The sequence below is a fragment of the Lachnoclostridium phytofermentans ISDg genome (genome assembly GCF_000018685.1).
Classification (GTDB): domain Bacteria; phylum Bacillota; class Clostridia; order Lachnospirales; family Lachnospiraceae; genus Lachnoclostridium; species Lachnoclostridium phytofermentans.
The window spans coordinates 3,245,361-3,267,989 of record NC_010001.1 but is presented as its reverse complement, the minus strand read 5'-3'; the positions used below and the strand labels follow the sequence as shown (position 1 = coordinate 3,267,989).

General features: G+C 35.3%; 23 protein-coding genes and 1 other annotated feature. Of the genes, 15 read left to right on the top strand and 8 right to left on the bottom strand.

Annotated elements, in window-relative coordinates; genetic code table 11:
• Positions 1–34: 34 nt before the first annotated feature.
• The 4 genes from ccpM (at position 35) to CPHY_RS21305 (ending at position 2,983) form a co-directional block, all read left to right on the top strand.
• Positions 35–1,429 (top strand): Cys-rich peptide radical SAM maturase CcpM, encoded by a 1,395-nt coding sequence (ccpM, locus tag CPHY_RS13820; protein WP_012200690.1) that lies wholly within the window; start codon positions 35–37, stop codon positions 1,427–1,429.
• A gap of 9 nt (positions 1,430–1,438) precedes the next feature.
• Positions 1,439–2,455, top strand: a complete 1,017-nt coding sequence (locus CPHY_RS20890; RefSeq protein WP_012200689.1) for a TIGR04066 family peptide maturation system protein — start codon at positions 1,439–1,441, stop codon at positions 2,453–2,455.
• Between the two features lie 12 nt (positions 2,456–2,467).
• Positions 2,468–2,719, top strand: coding sequence for a hypothetical protein (locus CPHY_RS13810; protein WP_041703695.1), 252 nt, complete (start codon positions 2,468–2,470; stop codon positions 2,717–2,719).
• A 117-nt stretch (positions 2,720–2,836) separates the two neighbouring features.
• Positions 2,837–2,983 carry a CLI_3235 family bacteriocin precursor gene (locus tag CPHY_RS21305; RefSeq protein ID WP_081428548.1) on the top strand — a complete coding sequence of 49 codons (147 nt, stop codon included), beginning with the start codon at positions 2,837–2,839 and terminating at the stop codon, positions 2,981–2,983.
• A gap of 91 nt (positions 2,984–3,074) precedes the next feature.
• Here CPHY_RS21305 and CPHY_RS13805 read toward each other — a convergent pair whose 3' ends face one another.
• The 3 genes from CPHY_RS13805 to CPHY_RS13795 all read right to left on the bottom strand — a co-directional run bounded on the left by CPHY_RS13805 (position 3,075) and on the right by CPHY_RS13795 (position 5,734).
• Positions 3,075–3,863, bottom strand: coding sequence for an ABC transporter permease (locus CPHY_RS13805; RefSeq protein WP_242657951.1), 789 nt, complete (start codon positions 3,861–3,863; stop codon positions 3,075–3,077).
• Between the two features lie 96 nt (positions 3,864–3,959).
• Positions 3,960–4,763 (bottom strand): ABC transporter permease, encoded by an 804-nt coding sequence (locus CPHY_RS13800; RefSeq protein WP_012200687.1) that lies wholly within the window; start codon positions 4,761–4,763, stop codon positions 3,960–3,962.
• Positions 4,760–5,734, bottom strand: a complete 975-nt coding sequence (locus tag CPHY_RS13795) for an ABC transporter ATP-binding protein (protein WP_012200686.1) — start codon at positions 5,732–5,734, stop codon at positions 4,760–4,762. Before CPHY_RS13795 ends, CPHY_RS13800 begins: the two co-directional genes overlap by 4 nt.
• 1,191 nt (positions 5,735–6,925) lie before the next feature.
• Here CPHY_RS13795 and CPHY_RS13790 point away from each other — a divergent pair.
• The 4 genes from CPHY_RS13790 (at position 6,926) to CPHY_RS13775 (ending at position 9,963) form a co-directional block, all read left to right on the top strand.
• Positions 6,926–7,606, top strand: a complete 681-nt coding sequence (locus CPHY_RS13790; RefSeq protein ID WP_012200685.1) for an amino acid ABC transporter permease — start codon at positions 6,926–6,928, stop codon at positions 7,604–7,606.
• Positions 7,566–8,243: an amino acid ABC transporter permease gene (locus CPHY_RS13785; RefSeq protein WP_012200684.1), complete on the top strand. Its 678-nt coding sequence runs from the start codon at positions 7,566–7,568 to the stop codon at positions 8,241–8,243. Before CPHY_RS13790 ends, CPHY_RS13785 begins: the two co-directional genes overlap by 41 nt.
• A gap of 4 nt (positions 8,244–8,247) precedes the next feature.
• The gene (locus tag CPHY_RS13780; protein WP_012200683.1) at positions 8,248–9,003 is read left to right on the top strand and encodes an amino acid ABC transporter ATP-binding protein; all 756 of its coding nucleotides are present in this window, start codon (positions 8,248–8,250) and stop codon (positions 9,001–9,003) included.
• 96 nt (positions 9,004–9,099) lie between these two features.
• The gene (locus tag CPHY_RS13775) at positions 9,100–9,963 is read left to right on the top strand and encodes a cysteine ABC transporter substrate-binding protein (protein ID WP_012200682.1); all 864 of its coding nucleotides are present in this window, start codon (positions 9,100–9,102) and stop codon (positions 9,961–9,963) included.
• Positions 9,964–10,228: 265 nt separating this feature from the next.
• Here the strand turns inward: CPHY_RS13775 and CPHY_RS13770 are convergent, their stop codons facing one another.
• Together CPHY_RS13770 and CPHY_RS13765 are read right to left on the bottom strand one after the other, a co-directional pair.
• A complete protein-coding gene (locus tag CPHY_RS13770; protein WP_012200681.1) occupies positions 10,229–10,486 on the bottom strand; it encodes a hypothetical protein in 258 nt (85 codons plus the stop codon).
• 12 nt (positions 10,487–10,498) lie between these two features.
• Positions 10,499–11,077 carry a TetR/AcrR family transcriptional regulator gene (locus CPHY_RS13765; protein WP_012200680.1) on the bottom strand — a complete coding sequence of 193 codons (579 nt, stop codon included), beginning with the start codon at positions 11,075–11,077 and terminating at the stop codon, positions 10,499–10,501.
• Between the two features lie 365 nt (positions 11,078–11,442).
• Here CPHY_RS13765 and CPHY_RS13760 point away from each other — a divergent pair, with 365 nt between their 5' ends.
• The 6 genes from CPHY_RS13760 (at position 11,443) to CPHY_RS13735 (ending at position 17,241) form a co-directional block, all read left to right on the top strand.
• The gene (locus tag CPHY_RS13760; protein ID WP_012200679.1) at positions 11,443–12,111 is read left to right on the top strand and encodes an ABC transporter substrate-binding protein; all 669 of its coding nucleotides are present in this window, start codon (positions 11,443–11,445) and stop codon (positions 12,109–12,111) included.
• Between the two features lie 40 nt (positions 12,112–12,151).
• Positions 12,152–12,373: a binding site (T-box leader), on the top strand.
• Between the two features lie 75 nt (positions 12,374–12,448).
• The gene (gene thrS, locus CPHY_RS13755) at positions 12,449–14,203 is read left to right on the top strand and encodes a threonine--tRNA ligase (RefSeq protein WP_012200678.1); all 1,755 of its coding nucleotides are present in this window, start codon (positions 12,449–12,451) and stop codon (positions 14,201–14,203) included.
• A 526-nt stretch (positions 14,204–14,729) separates the two neighbouring features.
• On the top strand, positions 14,730–15,236 hold the full coding sequence (locus CPHY_RS13750; protein WP_012200677.1) for a CarD family transcriptional regulator: 507 nt from the start codon (positions 14,730–14,732) through the stop codon (positions 15,234–15,236).
• 268 nt (positions 15,237–15,504) lie between these two features.
• Positions 15,505–15,978: a glutathione peroxidase gene (locus CPHY_RS13745; protein ID WP_012200676.1), complete on the top strand. Its 474-nt coding sequence runs from the start codon at positions 15,505–15,507 to the stop codon at positions 15,976–15,978.
• Positions 15,979–16,079: 101 nt separating this feature from the next.
• Entirely contained in the window at positions 16,080–16,625 is a 546-nt protein-coding gene (locus CPHY_RS13740; protein WP_012200675.1) for a glutathione peroxidase, read from the top strand.
• 178 nt (positions 16,626–16,803) lie between these two features.
• Positions 16,804–17,241, top strand: a complete 438-nt coding sequence (locus CPHY_RS13735) for a MarR family winged helix-turn-helix transcriptional regulator (protein WP_012200674.1) — start codon at positions 16,804–16,806, stop codon at positions 17,239–17,241.
• A gap of 133 nt (positions 17,242–17,374) precedes the next feature.
• Here CPHY_RS13735 and CPHY_RS13730 read toward each other — a convergent pair whose 3' ends face one another.
• Positions 17,375–18,295, bottom strand: coding sequence for an aldose 1-epimerase (locus CPHY_RS13730; RefSeq protein ID WP_012200673.1), 921 nt, complete (start codon positions 18,293–18,295; stop codon positions 17,375–17,377).
• 656 nt (positions 18,296–18,951) lie between these two features.
• Here CPHY_RS13730 and CPHY_RS13725 point away from each other — a divergent pair.
• Entirely contained in the window at positions 18,952–19,938 is a 987-nt protein-coding gene (locus tag CPHY_RS13725; protein WP_012200672.1) for a diaminopimelate dehydrogenase, read from the top strand.
• A gap of 131 nt (positions 19,939–20,069) precedes the next feature.
• On the opposite strand, the gene CPHY_RS13720 is transcribed toward CPHY_RS13725, so the two are convergent.
• Both CPHY_RS13720 and CPHY_RS13715 read right to left on the bottom strand, forming a co-directional pair.
• Positions 20,070–20,288, bottom strand: coding sequence for a hypothetical protein (locus tag CPHY_RS13720; protein WP_041703693.1), 219 nt, complete (start codon positions 20,286–20,288; stop codon positions 20,070–20,072).
• 262 nt (positions 20,289–20,550) lie between these two features.
• Positions 20,551–22,470: a sialate O-acetylesterase gene (locus CPHY_RS13715; RefSeq protein ID WP_012200671.1), complete on the bottom strand. Its 1,920-nt coding sequence runs from the start codon at positions 22,468–22,470 to the stop codon at positions 20,551–20,553.
• Between the last annotated feature and the right edge of the window lie 159 nt (positions 22,471–22,629).

Genomic DNA, 22,629 nt, shown 5'->3' with positions numbered 1-22,629 from the left:
AGAATAATTTAGTAAATACTTAGGAGGTGAGATAATGCCACTTTTATTCCATGCATTTTCAATAGCAAAGCATTGGTATGTTTTTGATGCGAATAAGAATAGTATAATTTCTGTTAACGAGGATCAGCATAATGCGTTATCTGAAATCGAGCAAGGAATAGAAACGAGGGAAAATCTATCGATATTGCACGAGTTCCAAGAAAAAGGATTTTGTAGAGAAGCGATTATTGAAAGCATATATAACCCTAATACGGATCTTATAGGCGCGCACCTTGAAAAAAAGATACAGAATGTAATTATTCAAGTTACTCAGGGCTGTAATCTTCGATGTGCCTATTGTGCATATTCTGGTCGGTATCAAAACCGAACCCATTCACCAAAAAGAATGAGCTTTGAAACTGCAAAGCGCGCTATTGATATGGCACTGTCACATTCTGAAGATACCCAATTTATAATTTTTTCATTTTATGGAGGAGAGCCACTTTTGGAGTTGCCACTAATTAAGAGGTGTGTTAAATACATAAAACAGCAAGCCCCAAACAGGGATATTATTTTTTCAATGACTACAAATGGGACTTTGTTAACACCAGACGTATACGGATATCTTAGTGACAACGGCTTTAATATTGTTATCAGTTTGGACGGGCCAAAGCAGATTCACGATATGTCCCGTAAATATCCGGACGGACGAGGATCCTACGATATTATCATGGAGAATATAAAAGCCATAAAATCACAGTATCCGGAATCGCGTGATAAACTCAGGTTTAACGCAGTTTTAAGTCCTGAAATTGACGACAGTTGTCTGCCGACTCTTTTTAAGTCTGATGATGTGCTTTCCTACTACAATCACACTGCAAACTCAGTTAGTGATGCGTACACGGAAGAACACACCAGCTATAGTGATGCGTTCTCCTTATGCTATGACCGCGAACTGTGCAAGCTTCTTCTTTTTAAGCTTGGTAAACTGGAAAAGGAGCATGTTTCCGTGTTGTTTGGAATTCGCGAGGCGGATATAAGAAGAGAGTATGGCCGTCTGAAAAAAATTCCTCGCATTAGTCCGATATGCCATCCTGGAGGACCTTGCTTAGCGGGAGCAATGCGGTTGTTTGTAAATGTAGACGGAAAATTATTCCCATGCGAGCGCGTTAGTGAAAACTCACAGCTTATGGCAATTGGTGATCTTGACAACGGGTTTGACATTGAAAAGGTGCAAACAGTTATGAATCCTGGTCAAGTCACGGATGAGCAGTGCAAGAAATGCTGGGTAATCAATCATTGTAGTCTGTGCGCGGCGTTTTCCGATGATTTAACGGGACTATCCCAAAAGGTGCGTTTGTCAAATTGCCCTAAATCCCGTTCCAGATATGAAGAAACTTTGAAAACTATATGTTTCTTGAAAGAAGCCGGATATGACTTTGAGAATTGAGGTGTGAAGATGAAAAAGCTACTTATATATCCTTTTACAAAAGAAATGTGTCCTTTAGCCAGATACCGTAACCAACTGAAAGAGTATGAGCTTATTGCAGCGATTCCAGCCCACGGCTTCGGTTGGGAAGGTAAGGATGTTTGCGAGATAGACGGAGGCACACCAACAGGTTTTATCCTTGGCGGAATATTTTCTGATGAACTGAAACGGTGCGATGCAGTCCTTTTTAATGCATGTGATAAAAATATGGAGAAAGAATATGCCGAATACGAAAAACTAGCACATATGTCTGTAAAAGAATTTGTAACCGCCATACCAAACGTTATACCAGAACCGGAAATAACACAATCGGATTTAAAATTAAAAGAAATACCAATTCCAGTTGTTATGGTAATGGGGCTCGGTGAAAATTGCCAAAAATTCGATATACAACTAAGTCTAAGAGATACATTCATAAAATCGGGATATAAAGTATCACAGTTTGGGACGAAATCTTACAGTATGCTGTTTGGTTTTGATTCATTGCCGGATATGCCAGAAACCTCGCTTTGGAAGAAAACTTACCTGTATAACAATTTGTTTTGGGAAGCATATAAAAGGGAAAAGCCCGATATTTTAATTGTCGGAGTTCCGGGTGGTATTATGCCAATAACTTCATACGCATATGAGAGATTTGGAGAAACCGCTCTTGCCTTATCTTACGCTGCAAGGCCAGATATTGCATTTCTGAGTTATTATCATGTAGTACCAACGGAAGAGTATTTTGAAATGCTTCGTCAATATGCACGTTACCGTCTTGGTGCAATGAATATTAACTTCCACGCGTCAAACACGAAACTCATTGTCGATAACGACATTCATGCTTTGAGTTATCTTACGCTGAAAAGTCAGTTTGTACTTGATGAGGCGGCTCGACATGTTCCAGATATGTTGCCACACATATTCAATTCCCTTACCCCTGAGTCAAGCGAACCTGCTTATCTAAAGATTATTGAAATACTACAACAAAATGTCAGTCTCATATGAGGGGAGAATGTTATGAAAAAAGATCTGATATCGGAAAGGCTGGAACAAATAATTTGCATATATACAAATTGTAGAAAAATAGAACCGGACATTGATCTTTTGGCAAAGCCCATTTCTTTGCCACCGCACGACATGGCGGCTTTGTTTCTTGACATTGAAAAAGAATTTGGCATTGATTTGAATAAATTGGTACCTGATCTTGCAATATTCACACCGAGTTTAATAGCTAAAAAAATCGGTGTTTTATCTGAAAATAGAATATAGAGTGCTATGTTTCACATAAGCATCAAATGAGGTGATAATTCGGGCGGACTCCGCATTTATTATGTTTTGTGTGTTTACATAGAAAAGTATTAATTACATACGAGAGGGGGTATTGATATGAAAAAACTCAATAAAAATTATAGTATGCTTGAAAACTCTGTTGAAGCGTATATGTGTGCTTTGACTAGTGCAAGTGCGTGTGGTTGTAATTGCGGAGGAACTTATTGGCAAGCTGTTTATTATGCAAACTTAAGTGCCAACTAGTCAACCTTACCTCCGGGGGTGATTCCGCCCTCCCACCGGAGGCTAAAGCGCGCCTTTGCAGATTAATACATAAGTGGAACTCTACAACAAATTATGAACCTGTTGATTTATATCTGCTCATTCCGAATCTAAAAACTGCGTAGCAAGGAATTAAAAACAGCAGGGATATAACGGGCAGAATAATTATAATTGGATTTTGTTTTCTATCAAGTAAATACAAAAGCGGGTAATACTGAAACAAGGCAAGTGGAATAACATAAGTTAGAAACTTTAAAACCCCATCTCCGTAAACTGAAAATGGATATCGCCCAAACTGACGTGCACCATAAGTAAGAATATTCATAAACTCCGGGCTCTCTACAGTAAAAAAAGAGCAGGCAGCCTTCAATAAAAATAAGCCAAAGAACAAAGCACTTCCACAAAGGATCATCAGGCATAGTGTCAACGCTTTTTGCCATGTCCACGTGATTCCGCTGATGGGTATGGCATAACATAACACGATGATAGCTTGTACCAACAGTCCCAACCTTGAGAAATCCATGTGAGGCATTAGGATTTGCAAGATAGTATTTCTCGGTCTGACTAGTATGCGGTCAAATTCACCATTCCCCATCATCATTGTGAAAACAGTAAATCCACCGCCAATCATCTCCCCTATTGAAAAAGCCATCATTACAACCGCGAAACACATAAATACCTGGCCGTTAGTAAAATCATCGATAGCATTAACTTTCGAGAATATAAAATAAAGACCAAAAAAGGATGTAAATGCCGTAATAAACTGCCCAACTGTTGTTAAAAAGAAAGATAGTTTATACTGCATCTGACTTTTTAAATTCATAGCTATAAAATCCCAGTATAGTTTCATATTAACTACCATGCCTCTCTTAAGCCTGCATATACTTTGGACTGCAGGAACAAATATACGTGTACACTAATAATCATGCCTTTTCATATCCTGTAAATTTCTTTTAACTTAACCTCCCTGCACAACCACATTTTTAAGGGCATGTCGCATGGCAAGTTGTCCAATAAATATCAACGCTACAAGCCAAAAGATTTGCAGAGCAATCCCTTTTAAAACATCCATTCCCATAATACTTCCGCTAAAGATAAGGAGTGGCATATTTTGCATTGCTGCGAATGGAAGAATTTTAACGATAGTAAGGGTCGGTTCTGGGAAAAATGGCAAAGGTATTACACCACCGGATAAAAATGTTGTCAATGCAGTAACAATAATCTTTATTCCTCTATGGGATAATGTATAAAACAATGTAATATACATAAGCATGGTAAATGCCACCACAACACCGAGAGCAAGCACGGATGACAGTAAAAACAGAAGAAACTGTCCTAAGCCGACTGGTAGAGATATTTTATAGGGTTTTGGCATAATAGACGCTAATAATAGAACAGGCATACAATTTAATATAGTAGGAGCTATACGATTAGAGGCCGACTGACAAAACCAACGATTGTATAGACTCATTGGTCGAACAAGTTCATAGGCAATAGAACCTGATCTGATTGTTGAATAAATTTCACCATCACCAAACACTACCAAAAATAGAACAAACAGTACCTGTTGCATCCATATATAGGAAACGGTCTGTGAAAAATCCATCGAAAAGTTAGATTGACCAGAACGATAGAGAGCCGAAAAAGCCAATATTTCCATGAGTCCCCAAAAAAACCTTGTGATGATTTCTCCAAATGCGACAGTCCGGTACTGCAAACTGTTGATAATACGTATACGAAATATAGATAGGTAAATTCTCATATGATAAACTCCTTATAGAGCTCAGCAACCATTTCCTCGGCAGTGATTCCAGAAACTGAGACATCGAGTAGCTCTGTTTGTTTTGCAAGATATGCAATTGCATCTGAAACTGACAGAATCGAAGGATCCAGGGCAATAACAAGATGTTCCTGCTTTGACTCAATAAGTTCCATCCCTGTGTAAAGCTCCGGCTTATTCTGTTTATATTTTACAACCAATGTCTTTTTTTGCGACGTGTGCTTCTTCAACTCTTCTAAACTACCATCAAGCAAAATCTTACCTTTACCAATCAACAATATTCGCTCAGTCAGTGCTTCTATATCCTGCATATCGTGGGTTGTCAGTATAATAGTCGTACCACGTTCCGTATTCAATTTCTTAATAAATTGCCTCACTGCAATTTTGGAAACTGCATCAAGACCAATCGTCGGCTCATCTAGGAATAGCGTTTTGGGATTATGTAATAATGACGCTGCTATTTCACAGCGCATACGTTGGCCGAGACTCAGATTTCGTGTAGGTGTTTTTAATATTTCTCCTAAATCAAGCAATTGGGTAAGCTCATCTAAATTACTCATGTAAATCTTTTGATCAATTTTATACATATTTTTTAAAAGTTCAAAACTATCGATAATTGGTACATCCCACCAGAGTTGACTACGCTGCCCAAATACAACGCCGATTTCACGGACATAAGAGATTCGATCTTTCCAGGGGATTCTTCCATTTATCACACATTCTCCGCTATCCGGAGTAAGAATACCACACATTATTTTGATGGTAGTGCTTTTTCCTGCACCATTAGGGCCAATATATCCTACTATTTCTCCGTCCCCTACAGTAAAGCTAACGTCGTTTAAAGCATGAACAAGCTCATGTTCACGTGAAAACAATGCTTTCATGGCATTACCAAATCCGGCCTGCCGTTTTGCAACGCGGTAGGTTTTACTAATGTTTTTAAATTCAATCATATTTATATCTATTCCTTTCCTTCTGCTCAATGGCTCTGTATGATTTCATTTTATCTAAATTGTTTACTTAAAATATTCCCAACCTCTTAGGTGGGCTAGGAGATGAATGTACGTAACTTAGCCCACTTAAAGTGATGTGGCATGTCACAATTCTTTTATTGTTGTTGTAAAGTACGCCTTTTTAACAGTACAGACAGACTTGTTGGTAGGAAAAGTTGAGCTAGTTATATGATGCATTGATAAACATAGAATATCGGTAGAATAAGAAACAGCATCCCGACTACCTAAAGTTTGGATGCTATATAAAGGAATCAATTACTGAGGGCATCAGATTTTATATCCGATTACCATTCTGATTTGATTATACACTGTATGTTTATTTTTTACAAGCACCCCCTAAAACACATGAAAGAGGACAGACTTGATTTGATGTAATTTAGAGATTAATTTGAAATTTATTGATTCAATTTTATATCATTTATTGATTTATTTTTATATAATTTAGGTAGTGGTTTATTTTAATATAAATTAGGTATTGACAAATAAATTATTTAATATTATAGTAAACATATTAAATAACTATGAATACTATGAATTAAGAAGAAAGGAGAACAGATATGGAAGTGAGCCACATAAATAATACAAATCAGAATATGATGTGTTGCTGTTGCTGTATGAGTAAATCTACAGCATATTTGTGTGCACACAACTATATCTGATTTTCAATTCTTAAGTAAGATATCATCATGAGGAAAGAAGCAGGTAAAGAGTGTACCTGTTTCTTTTTTTATGAGTAAATATCACTTTCATGTAAGATATTTTCCAAGATATGAGAGGGGAAAATTATTACTAAGATATGAGGGGACTACAAAATGCAGTGTTTTCATAGACGATAGGAAAAGAGAAAGTATTAAGTAGTAATAACATTAAATTGTGTTGTATATTGAGATACAATTCATATAGAAAGGTGCTAAAGCGCCAGATTGGAGGATATAATGAAACAAGAATTATGCTTTGGAGATACGAATACATAGGAACTGATACATGGAACTATGAAATGCTTTGTATGATAATTAGACGTGGAAGATATGATGCAAGAGTAAGCACATAGGGTACTCAAATCATATAAGGAAGAAAGGACATCGATTTTAGCGGATGTCATGTATCAAAAGCTAGAAGGGGATAGGAGCCATGGATTTTGAATTTATGAAGAGTCATATACCGTTGTATGTAGAAGCAGCGAAAATGACTATGAAAATATCACTAATTGGAATAGTGTTAGCGATTTTGATTGGTCTAATCTGTAGTCTCATAAAGACGTTGAGAATACCAATACTTAAGTCACTAGTGAACATTTATATTGAGATATCTAGAAATACACCATTGTTGATTCAACTATTTTTTTTATATTTCGGACTTCCTAAAGTCGGTATTGTGCTTAGCTCAGAAAGTTGTGCAATTATCGGTCTTGCATTTCAGGGGGGAAGTTATATGGCAGAAGCATTTCGAACAGGTATAGAAAATGTTGCACCGATTCAAACGGAATCTGGTTTAAGTCTAGGCTTTACAAAGAGGCAAGTTTACTTTCATATTGTACTTCCACAAGCCATCGCAACTTCTGTTCCAGTCTTCTGTGCCAATATCATATTTATGATAAAGGAAACATCAGTATTCAGTGCAGTAGCTTTAGCAGACTTAATGTTTGTAGCAAAAGATTTGATTGGAATTTACTATAAAACGGACGAAGCACTCTTTTTATTGGTAACGGCTTATCTGATTATCTTATTGCCAATATCGTTAATCTGTACCTGGATAGAAAGGAGGGTCCGTTATGCAGGATTCGGGAATACAAGTCCTATTTCAGGGAACTAACTTTTTAAGATTGCTAGAAGGACTTTTGGTATCGCTTCGTATTTCGGTTATTTCTATGGGATTATCTGTTGCACTTGGAATTCCATTTGGTGTGATAATGACAAGTAAAAATAGGGTTATTCGGTTCTTCTCTAGAATCTATCTGGAAATTGTTCGGATTATGCCCCAATTGGTGTTACTATTTCTTGTTTACTTTGGAGCAGCGAAGCACCTTCATATGAATCTTTCTAGTGGAGCTGCAGCGGTGATTGTATTTACATTTTGGGGTACTGCTGAAATGGGGGATTTGGTAAGGAGCGCTCTTATATCTATTCCAGTGCACCAATATGAAAGTGGTTTCGGACTTGGAATGACCAAAATACAGGTATATTGGTATTTAATTATACCGCAGACAATAAGAAGACTTTTGCCATCCTTGATGAACTTGTTAACAAGAATGATTAAAACAACATCGCTGGTTGTTCTTATTGGAGTTGTTGAAGTAGTGAAGGTTGGAAAACAGATAATTGATGCATCCAGATTTACGATACCTACAGCAGCCCTTTGGGTATATGGCATGATCTTTCTGATGTATTTCGCCATCTGTTATCCATTTTCCAGGTTTTCCGCTAAATTAGAGAAAAGGTTAAAGGATTGAGGATATGATAAAACAAGAAGAGATTTTAAAGGTAGAACATTTAGTAAAATCTTATGATAAGAAAGAGCCAGTCTTAAAGGATCTCTCCTTTACTCTGAATAAAGGAGAAGTGGTTGTGATTGTTGGCCCTTCTGGCTGTGGCAAAAGTACATTTTTAAGATGCTTAAATATGTTAGAGCCAATTAATTCTGGAACTCTTCATTTCAAGGAACAGGTAATTAGTAGAGATGAAAAAGACGTTCATGAGATTAGACAAAAAATCGGAATGGTATTTCAAAGCTACGATCTATTTCCACATAAGAATATTATAGGGAATATACTTTTAGCACCATTAAAGGTACAAAAACGATCGAAGAAAGAGGTGGAGCTTGAAGCGGAAGCATTACTTGAGCGAGTAGGTCTTTTGGAGAAAAAAGAAGCCTATCCGAGACAATTATCCGGTGGGCAAAAGCAGAGGGTCGCAATTGTTCGAGCTTTAATGATGCATCCGGAGATATTACTATTAGATGAAATCACAGCTGCACTGGACCCAGAGATGGTAAGAGAAGTATTACAGGTAGTACTGGAACTTGCCAAAGAGGGAAATACCATGGTGATCGTAACTCATGAGATGGAATTCGCCAAAGCAGTGGCAGATAGAGTTTTGTTTATGGATGAGGGTATTATCGTAGAAGAAAGCGCACCGGCGGAGTTTTTCACTTGTCCAAAAACAGAACGTGCGAAACAGTTTTTAAATACATTTCATTATGAAGTGGTTTAAACAAGTATAAAAATTTGTTCAACTAGCAATTAGTGCAAGACACAAAGTTGCTATCAATATAAAAAGGTGCAAAAAAGCACCAGAAAAGAGGAGTTTATGAAAAAGAAGATTTTAGGAGTAATTTTATCACTGACGATGGTAGCAGGAATCTTAACAGGATGTGGACAGACAAAAGAGACCAATACTGGTGCTACAGCAAAAGCAAGAACATTAGAAGACATTAAAAAAGACGGAAAGATTAAAATTGGTGTATTCAGTGACAAAAACCCTTTTGGTTATGTGGATTCCAATGGTGATATTCAGGGGTATGATGTTTATTTTGCAAAACGTATTGCTAAGGATTTATTAGGAAGTGAAGATAAGATTGAATTTGTTTATATGGAAGCAGCAAACCGTGTGGAATATTTAAAATCCGCGAAAGTAGATGTTACTCTTGCTAATTTTACTGTAACTAAGGACCGTAGTGAGCAGGTTGACTTTGCACTTCCATATATGAAGGTAGCGCTTGGTGTAGTTTCACCGGATAATGCATTAATTACGGATGTAGATCAGTTAAAGGATAAGACTTTAATTGTAGTAAAGGGGACAACAGCAGAAACCTATTTCATGGAGAATCATTCCGATATTAAGCTTTTAAAGTTTGATGAATACCAAGAGGCATATGATGCGTTATTAGATGGAAGAGGAGATGCGTTCTCAACAGATAACACAGAAGTGCTTGCATGGGCATTACAAAATAAAGGTTTTTCCGTAGGTATTGAGTCCATTGGTAGTATTGACGCCATTGCCCCTGCTGTACAAAAAGGGAATAAGGAATTATTAGACTGGATTAACAATGAGATTAAGGCATTAGCTGAGGAACAATTCTTCCACAAGGACTTTGAAGTAACTTTAAAGCCTGTGTATGGTGATAATATAGATCCAGAAAACCTTGTAGTGGAAGGCGGAGAGCTGAAGTAATTCATCTAGATGGAATTAGATATAGGACTATAACAACCTAATTTAAGAAGATTAGGTAAAAGAGTATAGCTAACAATATTTAGAAGTTTAACCTAATAGATATTTAGTCTAATAGAAGTTTAATATAATAGAATTTTAATCTAATAGAAATGATAGTAGACGGGCATAAAACTGTAATATAAAAATAGTTTTATGCCCGTCGTTTACAATATTGCGATAATATCACAATCAATTTCCTAGGTTACCAACTGCCTCTATAATTAGATTAGTTTTTACCTTTGATTCGCTTTAAATTAAAACCGTTTGATATACATGTAGCTGCCCCAGCGATTAAACTACCCAAACCAAAAACAGCACTTTGTATTATACCCAAAATTCCAACAATGATTAAGATAACACCTAACCCCATACCAATGATGGAACCAATCCTTGCAACCCTTTTGTTGGGGTATAATCCGCTAGCAGCTTTTTTTGCAATTTCCATATGTTTTTTTGTGTGATTCCTTACATCTAATCTTTCCATGGTTTGTACCTCCTAATCAAATATATCATCAATTAAACGATCAATCATAAAATCAAAAACTTTTGTTGCGTCACAAAGCATATTATCTTTTTGAGAAATACTAGATAGCATTGCCATTAAAAGAGAAATAGCTAAATCTTCATCAATTTTTAAGGAGAGGAATGGCTTGTGAAGCATATATTTTGTGCTAATATAACTTTTTTCGTTTAATTCTTGGCGTTGTTGTTCACTTAGCTTATGAAAGAAACTTAAAAAATCGGGATTCTTCGTGTCATACATGAAACTACTTTTGCTGTATTCCAGATAGATTTCTTTTAATGCTTCTGCAATACCGTATTTGCTCTGATTTTGTGATATTCGTTCTTCCACAATGTCATAAAGTTGTTTTTGCGTGTCTTTGATAACTTGATAAAAGAGTGCCTCTTTTGTATCAAAAAAATTGTAAAAGGACCCTTTAGAAATACCAACATCATTACAAAGAGTATCGATACTAGTTTTCTTGTAGCCATATTTCTGCCAACTCGATTTACATTCGTTCATCAGTTTTTCTGTAATTACTTTTTTCTCTTCCTCAGCGAATCCTTTCGGCATGAAAAACCTCCTATATTCACATATGACTATTTATACTAGAATAGTCATATGTATTTTACTTTATTTAAAGGATATAGTCAATAGATTTTTTATACAAAGAATTATAGACAATTATAGGGAGCAAACAATCTATCTACTTAATTAAAAAGCAGTTTTATACCTTCTTTAGATTATTTTTAATGACTTTTAACTGTGCCGTCTAAATTGTAAGGGTGTCTTTCCATAGATTTTTTTAAAGCACTGAAAATAGGTGCAAAAATCGTTATTATAGTTGCAGGTGTTGAAATGAGAATGAATCTCATATACAATTACGCTAATGGCTAGTTAAAACTAACGAACTTAAGAGTAGAAGGAGATAACATACAATGAAAAAGCTAGGATTGATAAAAAAGACAGCAGTACTTGCTCTTGTAGCAGCAATGGTATTCACTGGCTGTGGCAAAAAAAACGAGGGAGATAACAATAGTTCCAATAACAATCAGAATCAGGAACAAAACCAAGAGCAAAATCAGAATAATACCGAAAATCCAAATAATAACCAAGATGATAATCAGTCAAAAGAGACTATTACAATAACAGATGCAAAAGGGGAAGTAAAGATTCCAGCAAATCCTCAAAGCATAGTAGATGTAAGCGGTAATAGTGATATCTTATCCATTCTTTCGTATTCTGTAATTGGTACAGCCAATTCAGATGCTTATGACTATACTAAGTTTCCAACTTATTTAGAAGATGTATTAAAGGGAGCAAAAATACTTGGATATAGTATGCAGGATACGATGGATATTGAGTCTATTATTGCGTTAGAGCCTGACTTAATTATTATTTCAGCGGTACAAGAAAAGATGTACGATCAGTTGTCAGAGGTAGCACCGACTGTTATGTTACAGCTTGCTCAAACGGACTGGAAAGAGGACGTATATTCAGTAGCTAAGGTTATGAATAAAACTGAGGAAGCCAATCAATGGATGGAACAATACAAGAAAAGATATCAAACATATAAGAAAAGATATCAAACGTATAAGGTATCTTGACATTTCGAAACAGTATCATTATAATATCTTCAATAGCATAAGAAAAGCAATGACGGAAAGAGTAGTTTATCGGAAACATACAGAGAGAAAAACATTAGGTGGAAGTTTTTCATGAAGGAAGATAGACGAAAACCATTCCAGAGCTGTAGCGCTGAAACATAGTATGCGCTACCGTATGCCTGCGTTAAAGGATAGGATTTGATAGAATCTGAAGTGAAAAGTTAAGGTGGAACCGTGCAATAGGATTATTTGCACCCTTAAGAGTGGTATATTACCATGCTCTTTTGGGTGCTTTTCTTATGCTTTTTATTCAAATTTTGAAAGGAGAGCATTGAAAATGAAAGTAATACGAAAGGATGGTTCCATTGTGGAACGAAAATTTGAGGAATTGGAAGGAAGGGAGGCATTCTGGCATACGAGTGCACATGTATTAGCACAAGCAGTGAAACGGTTATATCCAACAACGAAATGTGCTATAGGCCCGTCGGTTGAACAAGGATTTTACTATGATTTTGAGTTTGACTTTAATTTCACAGCAGAACACCTTCAAAAAGTTGAGGATATGATGAAGGCGATTATCGAAGAATCACTTGTCCTTCAACAATTTATATTGAATCGTGAAGAAGCAATCCATTATCTAAAGAAGAAAGGAGAACCATATAAATTAGAGATACTGAATGAGTTACCGATTGATGCAAAAATCAGCTTTTTTGAGCAAGGTGAATTTGTTGATCTATGTTCAGGGCCTCACCTTAGTAATGTCAGTTATATTAAGGCATTAAAGCTAATTCAGGTTGCTGGTGCGTATTGGAGAGGTAAAGAAGATAATAAAATGCTTACAAGAATTTATGGGATTTCTTTTCCTAAAAAGCACGATCTTGAAGTATATCTCAAGCAGCAGGAAGAAGCAAAACTTAGGGACCATCGAAAACTTGGTAAGGAGCTAGAGTTATTTACATTTATGGAGGAAGGGCCTGGTTTCCCATTTTTCTTACCGAAAGGTATGGTGATAAAGAATCTCTTACTGGACTATTGGAGAAAGCTACATGAACGAGAAGGCTATGTAGAAATATCAACACCCATGATGCTCAATCGTAACTTATGGGAAACTTCGGGACATTGGGATCACTATAAAGAAAACATGTATCAAACTAAAATTGATGATGAAATTTATGCAATCAAGCCAATGAATTGTCCTGGAGGAATGCTTGTATATGGAAGTAAACCGCGTTCCTACAAGGAGCTTCCACTACGTTTCGGTGAATTAGGATTGGTGCATCGCCATGAGAAGTCGGGGCAACTTCATGGGCTCATGAGAGTACGTTGTTTTACACAAGACGATGCTCATCTCTTTATGACAGAAGAACAAATAAAAGATGAGATTAAAGGTGTTGTCCGCCTCATAGACGAAGTCTACAAAAAATTTGGGTTTACCTATCATGTCGAGCTATCAACACGTCCGGAAAACAGTATTGGTTCCTTAGAAGACTGGGAGATTGCTACAGACGCTTTAAAGATGGCTTTGGAAGAGATGGAACTTCCTTATTTGATTAATGAGGGTGATGGAGCATTTTATGGACCTAAAATTGATTTTCATCTGAAGGACTCCATCGGAAGAACATGGCAATGCGGAAGTATTCAATTAGATTTCCAGTTGCCACTTCGATTTGGGATAGAATATATTGGTGCAGACGGGGAAGCACATCGACCTATTATGATACATCGTGTGATTTTTGGTTCCATCGAGCGATTTTTTGGAATTTTAATTGAACATTACGCGGGTAGATTTCCAACTTGGTTAGCACCAGTACAGGTTAAGATACTAACAGTATCGGAGCAGTTTAATGACTATGCCCAAGATATTCTTATGGAATTAAAGCAACAAGGAATTCGAGTTAGTCTTGACAGTCGCAGCGAAAAGCTAGGATATAAAGTTAGGGAGGCAAGGCTTGATAAGATACCGTATGTACTAATTATTGGACAAATGGAAATGGAGAATAAGCAAGTATCGGTATGGAACCGTGAAGAAGGTGACTTAGGGGGATATGTAGTAGAAGATTTGATTAGTTTAATCAAGAAAGAAAATGTATAATTCAATTGAATTACCTTTCATTAGTTGTATAATAACCCCATGTGTGCGCCTAAATCATTGTTTATGACGGCTTTACAAGATGTAGTTATATAATATTTCTTAATAATATTTTTAAAATCATCTTCAAAATCATCTATATTTTATTCATACGACTATTAGGTAGCATAGTAATAAAATTAGAAATCCCAGCCCCTTGTGATTGAGGAGCTGGGATTTTTATGTTGCGAAGCCATTATATACTCTTAGCATTTAAGTTTTCTGTCTTAATAGATATGCTTTTTATGACGGTGTCTCCTATGTTTAATTATATACTGGCATTATTAATTAATGTAAGGGGCTCCGTAATTTTTAAGACACTTTGCACAATATATTGATTTAAATATTGAAATAAGATAAATAAAAATTAATTATATAATAAAAACAACTTACATAAATTGAAAATATCTGATAAGATAGTAATAAGGGAAGAGTCGTATAACAATTATAAGGTTTAACCATCAGTAAAGTAATGAAAGGAGAATTATACATGTTTCAAGTAGGTGATTACATTATTTATGGTATGAACGGTGTATGTGTTGTTGAAAATATAGGTGAAATAGAAACAAAAGTTGTACCCAAAGATAGATTATACTATACTCTTCGTCCTTATTATTCTGATAGAAGTACGATATTTACACCAACGGATAATTTGAAGGTGAAGATGCGTTCAATATTAACGAAAGACGAAGCAGTATCTATACTAAATAACATTCACAATATTGATTGTTCATGGGATATTGATGAAAAGATCAGAGAAATGGAATACAAGGAAGCAATCAGGCAATGTGATTGCAAACAATTGCTTAAGATTGTGAAATCACTTTATTTCAGCAGGAAAGCTAAATTAGCGGATGGGAAAAAGGTGCCTGCAAGAGATGAAAAGTACTACCATATGGCAGAAGATAGTTTGTATGGTGAACTAGCTGTTTCTCTTGGATTAGAGATAGAAGAAACAAAAGAACTGGTTCTGTCTAAAATAGAAGACTTAGCATAAAATTATTTGAATTAAAATTGAAATTAAGCCATGGAAGGTGTATTTCCATGGCTTTTTAACTGTGGAAAAATTTTTTGTATAGAGTATTGACAAATTAAATTAAATTGGATACAATCTAAATATAGGTTGCAAACAATTTAATTTAAAGCAATCAAATATAATATTGAAATCCAATTAGTTCAAATTAATTCATTTCAAATTAATTCATTTCAGAATAAGGCAATCTATATTAAAAAATAAATCAAAGCAATGTGATTGGAGGGAATTGATGAGTATATATCAATACAATGTAAAAGATGGAAAAGGCAATCTAGTTTCATTAGAAGAATATCGCGGTAAGGTGTTATTAATAGTGAATACTGCTACACAATGCGGATTTACTCCTCAATATAAAAGCCTTCAAACACTTTATGAAAAATATCAACAATTGGGATTTGAAATACTAGACTTTCCGTGCAACCAGTTTGGGAATCAAGCTCCGGGTAGCAATGAAGAAATAGCAAGCTTCTGTGAATTAAAATATAATACTACATTTCGTCAGTTTGCAAAAATTGATGTCAATGGGATTAAGGAAGAACCTTTGTTTACCTATTTAAAATCACAACAAAGTGGATTATTAGGAGAAAAAATTAAATGGAACTTTACTAAATTTTTAGTAGACAGGAACGGGAATGTAGTAGAACGATTTGCACCCAAAACTACACCAGAGAAAATGGAAGCTAAAATAAAGGCATTATTATAAGATAGAAGTAACGTAATGTGTGTTTTTTACAGATGTAAGAAAAGCACGATAAGGATATCAACACGTGATAATCGATAAGGATCGATAGATAGGAGTAAATTATGAGTATTTATGATTTTGAAGTTCGTACAGTAGAAGGAAATAAAATATCGTTAGGAGAATTTAAGGGCAAGGTACTCCTTATTGTTAATAGTGCTACACAATGCGGATTTACACCGCAGTATGATAAATTACAAGATATGTATGAGAAATATGCGAAGGAAGGCTTCGTTATTCTAGACTTCCCATGTAATCAATTTGGTAATCAAGCTCCAGGTAGTGATGAAGAAATTGTAAGCTTCTGCGATGCTAGATTTGGCATCACCTTCCCTCAATTCTCTAAAATAGATGTGAATGGAGAAAATGCGATTCCGTTGTATCAATATTTAGTAAAAGAAAAAGGTTTCCAAGGATTTGACCCAGAGGAAGAAATGACTTCAGTTCTAAATGGAGTGATTAGAAAAACAAATCCAAATTACGCGAATGAACCTGATATAAAGTGGAACTTTACTAAATTCTTAGTAGATCGAGACGGAAATGTAGTAGAACGTTTTGAACCAATGGAACACATGGATGTAGTAGAGGATAAAATGAGAGAGTTACTCTAAAAGTAGAAAATTTCCAAGAGCATAGACTACTGAGCGGGTATGCTTTCAAGTGTGATAATTAGAACTAAGCTCATTTATATTTCCATCCAATCGTGGTATTCATGGCGTTTAAGATTGAACAAGTATAAAAAAAGTGGTACATTAGATTGTACATGATAAATTATAAAGGAGTTAAACCATGTTAGAGGAATACGATGCATTAAGATTAGAGAATCAATTGTGCTTTCCGCTTTATGCCTGTTCAAAAGAGATTATAAGATTGTATAAACCATTTTTAGATAACATAGATCTTACCTATACTCAGTATATCACGATGATGGTCATGTGGGAGAAAAAAGAGCTGAATGTGAAAGAACTTGGTGAATATTTGTATCTTGATTCTGGTACCTTGACTCCAGTCTTGAAGAAATTAGAGTCAAAAGGATATATTTCTAGGGCAAGGTCCAAAGAGGATGAACGGACCTTACTTGTTTCGCTAAGTTCACAAGGTGAAGAATTGAAGAAGCAAGCAGCTAGTATTCCAGAGCAAATTGGACAGTGTGTAAAACTAGAACCGAAAGAAGCGAAAGAGCTGTATCAACTACTGTATAAGGCTCTCAAGGGAATGACAGAGTAAAAAAATATAGAGATTTATGTAAAGATTTCTTCATAATCATGGGGCTGCCACAATGCTTGTTGTGACAGCCCCATCTAGTTAAAGGTTAGAAAGGGATTAAGGCCTATTATTTGATTCGTAAGGAGTATGTACTCTAGAAATCCTTTGGCAAGATGTCTATCTGAATTCTTCCTTCTTTTTGCTCCTGTGGCTTTAAACAAATAAGACTGGATTCTTCTACAAAACCCTTGTGATACAGATTAATAGCATCTGTAGAACAAGTTTGATTCTCTAAGCAAAAGAACGGGCTATTTTCTGGTGTATAAACAACAAGTTTTTTAAATTCTTCACTCGTTTGTAAGCTAACAGTTTTATCTGAGTAGTGAATCAATGCGCATGGTTGCTTCCTTATATTGGTGTATACATGATCCAGAAGCAATGAATTCACTTGAGTCTGTTTATTTAAATCAAATTCTCCAATCGCTTTCATAATTCTTCCGGTTGGTAAACGGTACGAATCGTTCTCCATATAAGAATCAGCAAATACCTGTATGCTAACATCTTCGCCTTGTTTCTCGAAAAATGGATGAATTGCTATACCATAAGGTAGTATTTTACTATCAAGATTACGTACGCTATAGTCGTAAGTAATTGTGGTTCCAGCTAAAGTAATTCGCAATGTTAACGTGCATGTAAAAGGAAAGGCTTGATAATAAATATTGTTATCTTCCGGTAATATTGTGAGTGTAGCTTCAATGGTTCCACCCTGCTCTGATTCTAATAAATTGGTAACTTGAAAGTTTGCATGTTTAACGAATCCATGATTTTTCCCATGATACTTTGTACCTTCAAAGTCAAAAACACCATCGCGGATACGATTCGGGGTTGGAAATAAAGTCATTACACTACAGGTTTTATCCTCTACTAAACGGTCTTCATAAAATTTTATAAGGGGTTTCCTTTGATATAGGATTTCATATAGGTTCATTCCATCGGATGGATTTATCCAGATTGAGATATCGTCATTTGATATATAATAGGTTGTTTGATTATTCCGTATTGTCTGTTTAATCATAAGAATTTCCTTCGTGGTATAGTTACCAATTATCTTTAGATGTTATGTGTGATTTGGATTATTTGCATAAGAGTTTATATCTCTCAAAAATGCAAAGAGAAACTAACATCTTTGGTACGGTCTTTACTATAGCATAAAAAAAGAGGTTATCCTACCTAATAATTTCACAACTTTTATTAAAAACTTAGTATTTTTAAGGTTTAATTCTTAAATTGAGAGTCGAAATACATAATTCTTAATTGAGAGTCTATAAACATAATTCTTAATTGAGAGTCTATAAACATAATTCTTAATTTGTGAATCTAAATACATAACTCTTAATTTGAGATGTTTTATGCATAATTTTTACTTCTTGGTTATCGATGGTACAATTCAGTAAAGGGTAAACCAAATAGTAAATGTATTTTAATTGAGAAACTAATCTATTGTTTGGGTATGATATTAAGGGATAATTTATGTTCCCTATATTAGTAATATAGAAAAATATAACAACAAAATTTGTAAAAGTAAGAAGGTTTAAGAAATTTTATTTGCAGGATAATAAGGAATCTGTTACAATTTTACGTGGAATTTTCAATTATGTTCATAGACATGTAAAACTAATTAGGTTACTTGCATGCTTTTGTAAATAGATGGATACGAAAGGAGAGAAAGATATGTCAATTAGAGTAGGTATTATCGGATATGGAAATTTAGGTCGAGGTGTAGAATGTGCAATCAAGCAAAATAACGATATGGAGTTAGTTGCAGTATTTACTCGACGTCCTCCACAAGAAGTAAACATACTAACGGAGACTGCTAAGGTTTATCATGTAGATGAGGTAGTAGGGATGAAGGATAGCTTGGATGTTGTTATCCTATGTGGAGGTAGTGCAACTGATTTACCAAAACAGACACCAGAATATGCGAAATATTTTAATGTTGTAGATAGCTTTGATAACCATGCAAATATTCCGGCACATTTTGATGAGGTAAATAAGACTTCAACAGAAAATGGGAATGTAGCAATCATCTCTGTTGGCTGGGATCCAGGTATGTTCTCTTTAAATCGTTTGTATGCGAATGCAATATTACCAGTAGGTTCTGATTATACATTTTGGGGTAAGGGAGTTAGCCAAGGACACTCTGATGCAATTCGTCGTGTTGCAGGTGTGAAAGATGGAAAGCAATATACTATACCTGTAGAAGCTGCATTAGAATCAGTTAGAAATGGTGAAAATCCTAAGTTGACTGCCAGAGAAAAACATACGAGAGAGTGTTTTGTAGTTGCTGAAGAAGGAGCTGATTTGGCAAAAATTGAGCAGGATATTAAATCAATGCCAAACTATTTTGCTGATTATGATACAACCGTTCATTTTATCAGCGAAGAAGAATTAAAGAAAAATCATAGTGGAATTCCTCATGGTGGTTTTGTTATTCGTAGTGGAAAGACTGGTTGGGAGGAAGAACATTCTCACATTATAGAATATTCGCTAAAATTAGATTCCAATCCAGAGTTTACCTCTTGTGTATTAGTTGCTTATGCTAGAGCTGCATATCGTTTAAATAAAGAGGGACATAAGGGATGTAAAACAGTGTTTGATATTGCACCAACTTACCTTAGTGCAAAGAGCCCAGAAGAACTAAGAAAAGAATTGTTATAAACTGAGAACCGAAGCTCACCCTCTCCGTTTTAGTAGCAAATAGCCTGTCACAATGATGTGCCAGGCTATTTGTTTTTAGACTAGAAGGTTCTTTTTATTTGGGTCTCAGAATTTGGATAATTTATCCTTGTCTAACGATTAGCAAAATACTCCTTCTTGCAATTATCACAGAAGATATTTACTTGAACACAAAATTCTTCTTCCTTACGTTCTTTTTTAAAATCATCTTCTCTGCGTCTAGGTTCCTTTTTATCTTCATCACAAAAGATATTTACCTGAACACAAAAATCTTCTTTAGGTTTAAATTTTCTCTCTTCCTTGCAATCAAAGTTGTTATCTGGATTATACATATATATAAATCCCCCCTTTCTTTCTCGTGTTACTTATATTATATGTATAATTCGACATAATGTTACAAAATATAACATTATGAAGATTTAATCGCGTGAAAGAAATTATCGTTTTCTTAAACGGGTAGCTCGGTTGTCTTGAATTATTTGAGTGCAATTTAAGCAACTAGCTATGAATGGAAGCTATTGCAATACATGGCTTGATGAAGAACAATTGTTTTATTTCATGAAAAAGAGGCTGCCCCTCCTACTCGGAGTATAATTAAGATGTTACCTGCAGTGATAATAGGAAGGACGATGCAGGTAAGCCTTCCGTGTTATATAAATTTGCTCCCTCAGGATTATTTTCAAAGGCATATCGAACAAATTGAGGACATTTTGTAGTAATCGGTATACGCAGTTTATTATCAACTATGGAAGCGTTCGTTTCTTCCCATATGGAACCATCCATACTTAGTTCAAGTGATTGAATCTGATCCCCCATGATGAAAAGTCCATTCTCTGCAGAAGAGAAGATTAGGTCTATATAGGATTTACCTTCTAGGTGGATATAGCTATAATCAGAAATGATAGGTCCTTGATATGTAATATCTTCCCCATAGAGAATAGCTCTGGCAGCAAGTGCTAAACGCTTACCGACAGCTTGTTTATTTTGAGGATGTAAGTCATTATATTCTCCGATATCTAAAGTAACTGCCATCGCTGTATTAGGTATATTTAGTATATGACGTTGAGCTTCTCTTAAATAAGCCCAATTCGTGCCTGTGTTAAATCTCTTGTGATCACCGAAATTGGCTAATTGTACATAAAGAAACGGAAGATTCTGATTATTAAATAAGGTTCGCCAGTCTTTGATCATCGCTCTAAAAAGTTCTTCATACTTCTCCGGATGAGAATCGTTGGATTCTCCTTGATAAAACAAAATTCCCTTAATTGCGTAATTTCGAAGTGGATAAATCATACCTTGATATAAACTAGTTGGCATATAATTGAAAAAGGTTTGAGGAGATAAGGTCTCACAAGTAGCACCGATTCGAAACTGCCAAGTGCCGGATAAATCAATAAACTTTGAACCATATCGAATTCCATAAGGTTTATCTGGTACAAATCCACCTTCATGTGTACTACTAATCACTCTAATCACAAGTGTATTAATCCCTTTTTTTAATAATCCGGTTGGAATAGGATAGCACCGCGGTGGATATTGGTATTCTGTACGCCCTACAAGTTCGCCATTTAAATATGTCAGGTCAGAATCAATAATACTTCCAAGGTATAAAATAGCATCCTCCTTAAGGTAGTCCTCTTCCATTGTAAAGGTTTTACGAAACCAAAAACTACCACGAATGGCTCCAAGAGTGTTGTCTCTAAAAAGTTCCGGGACAATATAAGATGTAAAATCTTCTTCTTGATATTCTGGCTGATACCATTCTGGTTGTTTTAGTCCAAGATCTATGTTATCAAGAGTCTCAAGCCAGTGCTGTATACGATTGTTGTCTACATTTATCACACTGTCGACGTATTCTTTTTGTTTATTCTGTTTTATATTGGAATCATATCGACCAAATTGATGGAGTGTTTCTTCACTTATAAATGCTTCGATTGGTGCACCTCCAACTGCAGCTTCGATGAGGCCGACTGGAACATCATACCGATCATGAATTTCTTTTGCAAAGTAATAACCAACAGCGCTCATTGGTAATATTGTTTCTGGAGTGACACTTAACCAGATACCCTCTTCTAAATCGTCAGCGGGAGCATCAAATTGATACTGTTTCGGAACTGTAAAAAATCTGATATGCTTCTCATTCGCATGACAGATTTCATCAGCATTATTATTAATGAAGAGTGAATCGGCTTGCCAATTTAACTTGTTCTTGTTTATTGTTCTACTGATTGGAAGTACCATGTTAGATTGACCGCTAAGTAAATAAACATCTCCAAAATAAATATCTTGTATGGTAATTGTTTCATCACCGATGATAGTCATTTCATAGGGGCCCCCAGCAGGCATCTTTGGTAACATAATCGTAAAATTACCCGAAGCATCTGAGAAGGTATGATAAGTTTGTGATAAAAAGCTTAGGGTAACATTACTGTTGGGAGATGTTTGACCAAAAAGCTTTAGTTCCTGTTCTCTTAAGAGAACCATTCCATTACTAAATAGTGGTGAAAGTTTCATGGAGAGCTCCTCCTTCAAATATTAGTATTATGAAACGAAATAATTTCTTAGTATCACTACATTATTAAAGACAAAGTAAAGTTCTCGAAGCATACTTTTAACTTGTATAAGAAAATTATGATTTTTGAATTAAATTCACTATAACATAGAGAGGAGTTT

Bases quoted from the DNA above. Each gene is read 5' to 3' on its own strand.
- ccpM (WP_012200690.1), top strand. From the start codon at position 35: ATGCCACTTTTATTCCATGCATTTTCAATAGCAAAGCATTGGTATGTT.
- CPHY_RS20890 (WP_012200689.1), top strand. From the start codon at position 1,439: ATGAAAAAGCTACTTATATATCCTTTTACAAAAGAAATGTGTCCTTTA.
- CPHY_RS13810 (WP_041703695.1), top strand. From the start codon at position 2,468: ATGAAAAAAGATCTGATATCGGAAAGGCTGGAACAAATAATTTGCATA.
- CPHY_RS21305 (WP_081428548.1), top strand. From the start codon at position 2,837: ATGAAAAAACTCAATAAAAATTATAGTATGCTTGAAAACTCTGTTGAA.
- CPHY_RS13805 (WP_242657951.1), bottom strand. From the start codon at position 3,863: ATGGTAGTTAATATGAAACTATACTGGGATTTTATAGCTATGAATTTA.
- CPHY_RS13800 (WP_012200687.1), bottom strand. From the start codon at position 4,763: ATGAGAATTTACCTATCTATATTTCGTATACGTATTATCAACAGTTTG.
- CPHY_RS13795 (WP_012200686.1), bottom strand. From the start codon at position 5,734: ATGATTGAATTTAAAAACATTAGTAAAACCTACCGCGTTGCAAAACGG.
- CPHY_RS13790 (WP_012200685.1), top strand. From the start codon at position 6,926: ATGGATTTTGAATTTATGAAGAGTCATATACCGTTGTATGTAGAAGCA.
- CPHY_RS13785 (WP_012200684.1), top strand. From the start codon at position 7,566: ATGCAGGATTCGGGAATACAAGTCCTATTTCAGGGAACTAACTTTTTA.
- CPHY_RS13780 (WP_012200683.1), top strand. From the start codon at position 8,248: ATGATAAAACAAGAAGAGATTTTAAAGGTAGAACATTTAGTAAAATCT.
- CPHY_RS13775 (WP_012200682.1), top strand. From the start codon at position 9,100: ATGAAAAAGAAGATTTTAGGAGTAATTTTATCACTGACGATGGTAGCA.
- CPHY_RS13770 (WP_012200681.1), bottom strand. From the start codon at position 10,486: ATGGAAAGATTAGATGTAAGGAATCACACAAAAAAACATATGGAAATT.
- CPHY_RS13765 (WP_012200680.1), bottom strand. From the start codon at position 11,077: ATGCCGAAAGGATTCGCTGAGGAAGAGAAAAAAGTAATTACAGAAAAA.
- CPHY_RS13760 (WP_012200679.1), top strand. From the start codon at position 11,443: ATGAAAAAGCTAGGATTGATAAAAAAGACAGCAGTACTTGCTCTTGTA.
- thrS (WP_012200678.1), top strand. From the start codon at position 12,449: ATGAAAGTAATACGAAAGGATGGTTCCATTGTGGAACGAAAATTTGAG.
- CPHY_RS13750 (WP_012200677.1), top strand. From the start codon at position 14,730: ATGTTTCAAGTAGGTGATTACATTATTTATGGTATGAACGGTGTATGT.
- CPHY_RS13745 (WP_012200676.1), top strand. From the start codon at position 15,505: ATGAGTATATATCAATACAATGTAAAAGATGGAAAAGGCAATCTAGTT.
- CPHY_RS13740 (WP_012200675.1), top strand. From the start codon at position 16,080: ATGAGTATTTATGATTTTGAAGTTCGTACAGTAGAAGGAAATAAAATA.
- CPHY_RS13735 (WP_012200674.1), top strand. From the start codon at position 16,804: ATGTTAGAGGAATACGATGCATTAAGATTAGAGAATCAATTGTGCTTT.
- CPHY_RS13730 (WP_012200673.1), bottom strand. From the start codon at position 18,295: ATGATTAAACAGACAATACGGAATAATCAAACAACCTATTATATATCA.
- CPHY_RS13725 (WP_012200672.1), top strand. From the start codon at position 18,952: ATGTCAATTAGAGTAGGTATTATCGGATATGGAAATTTAGGTCGAGGT.
- CPHY_RS13720 (WP_041703693.1), bottom strand. From the start codon at position 20,288: ATGTATAATCCAGATAACAACTTTGATTGCAAGGAAGAGAGAAAATTT.
- CPHY_RS13715 (WP_012200671.1), bottom strand. From the start codon at position 22,470: ATGAAACTTTCACCACTATTTAGTAATGGAATGGTTCTCTTAAGAGAA.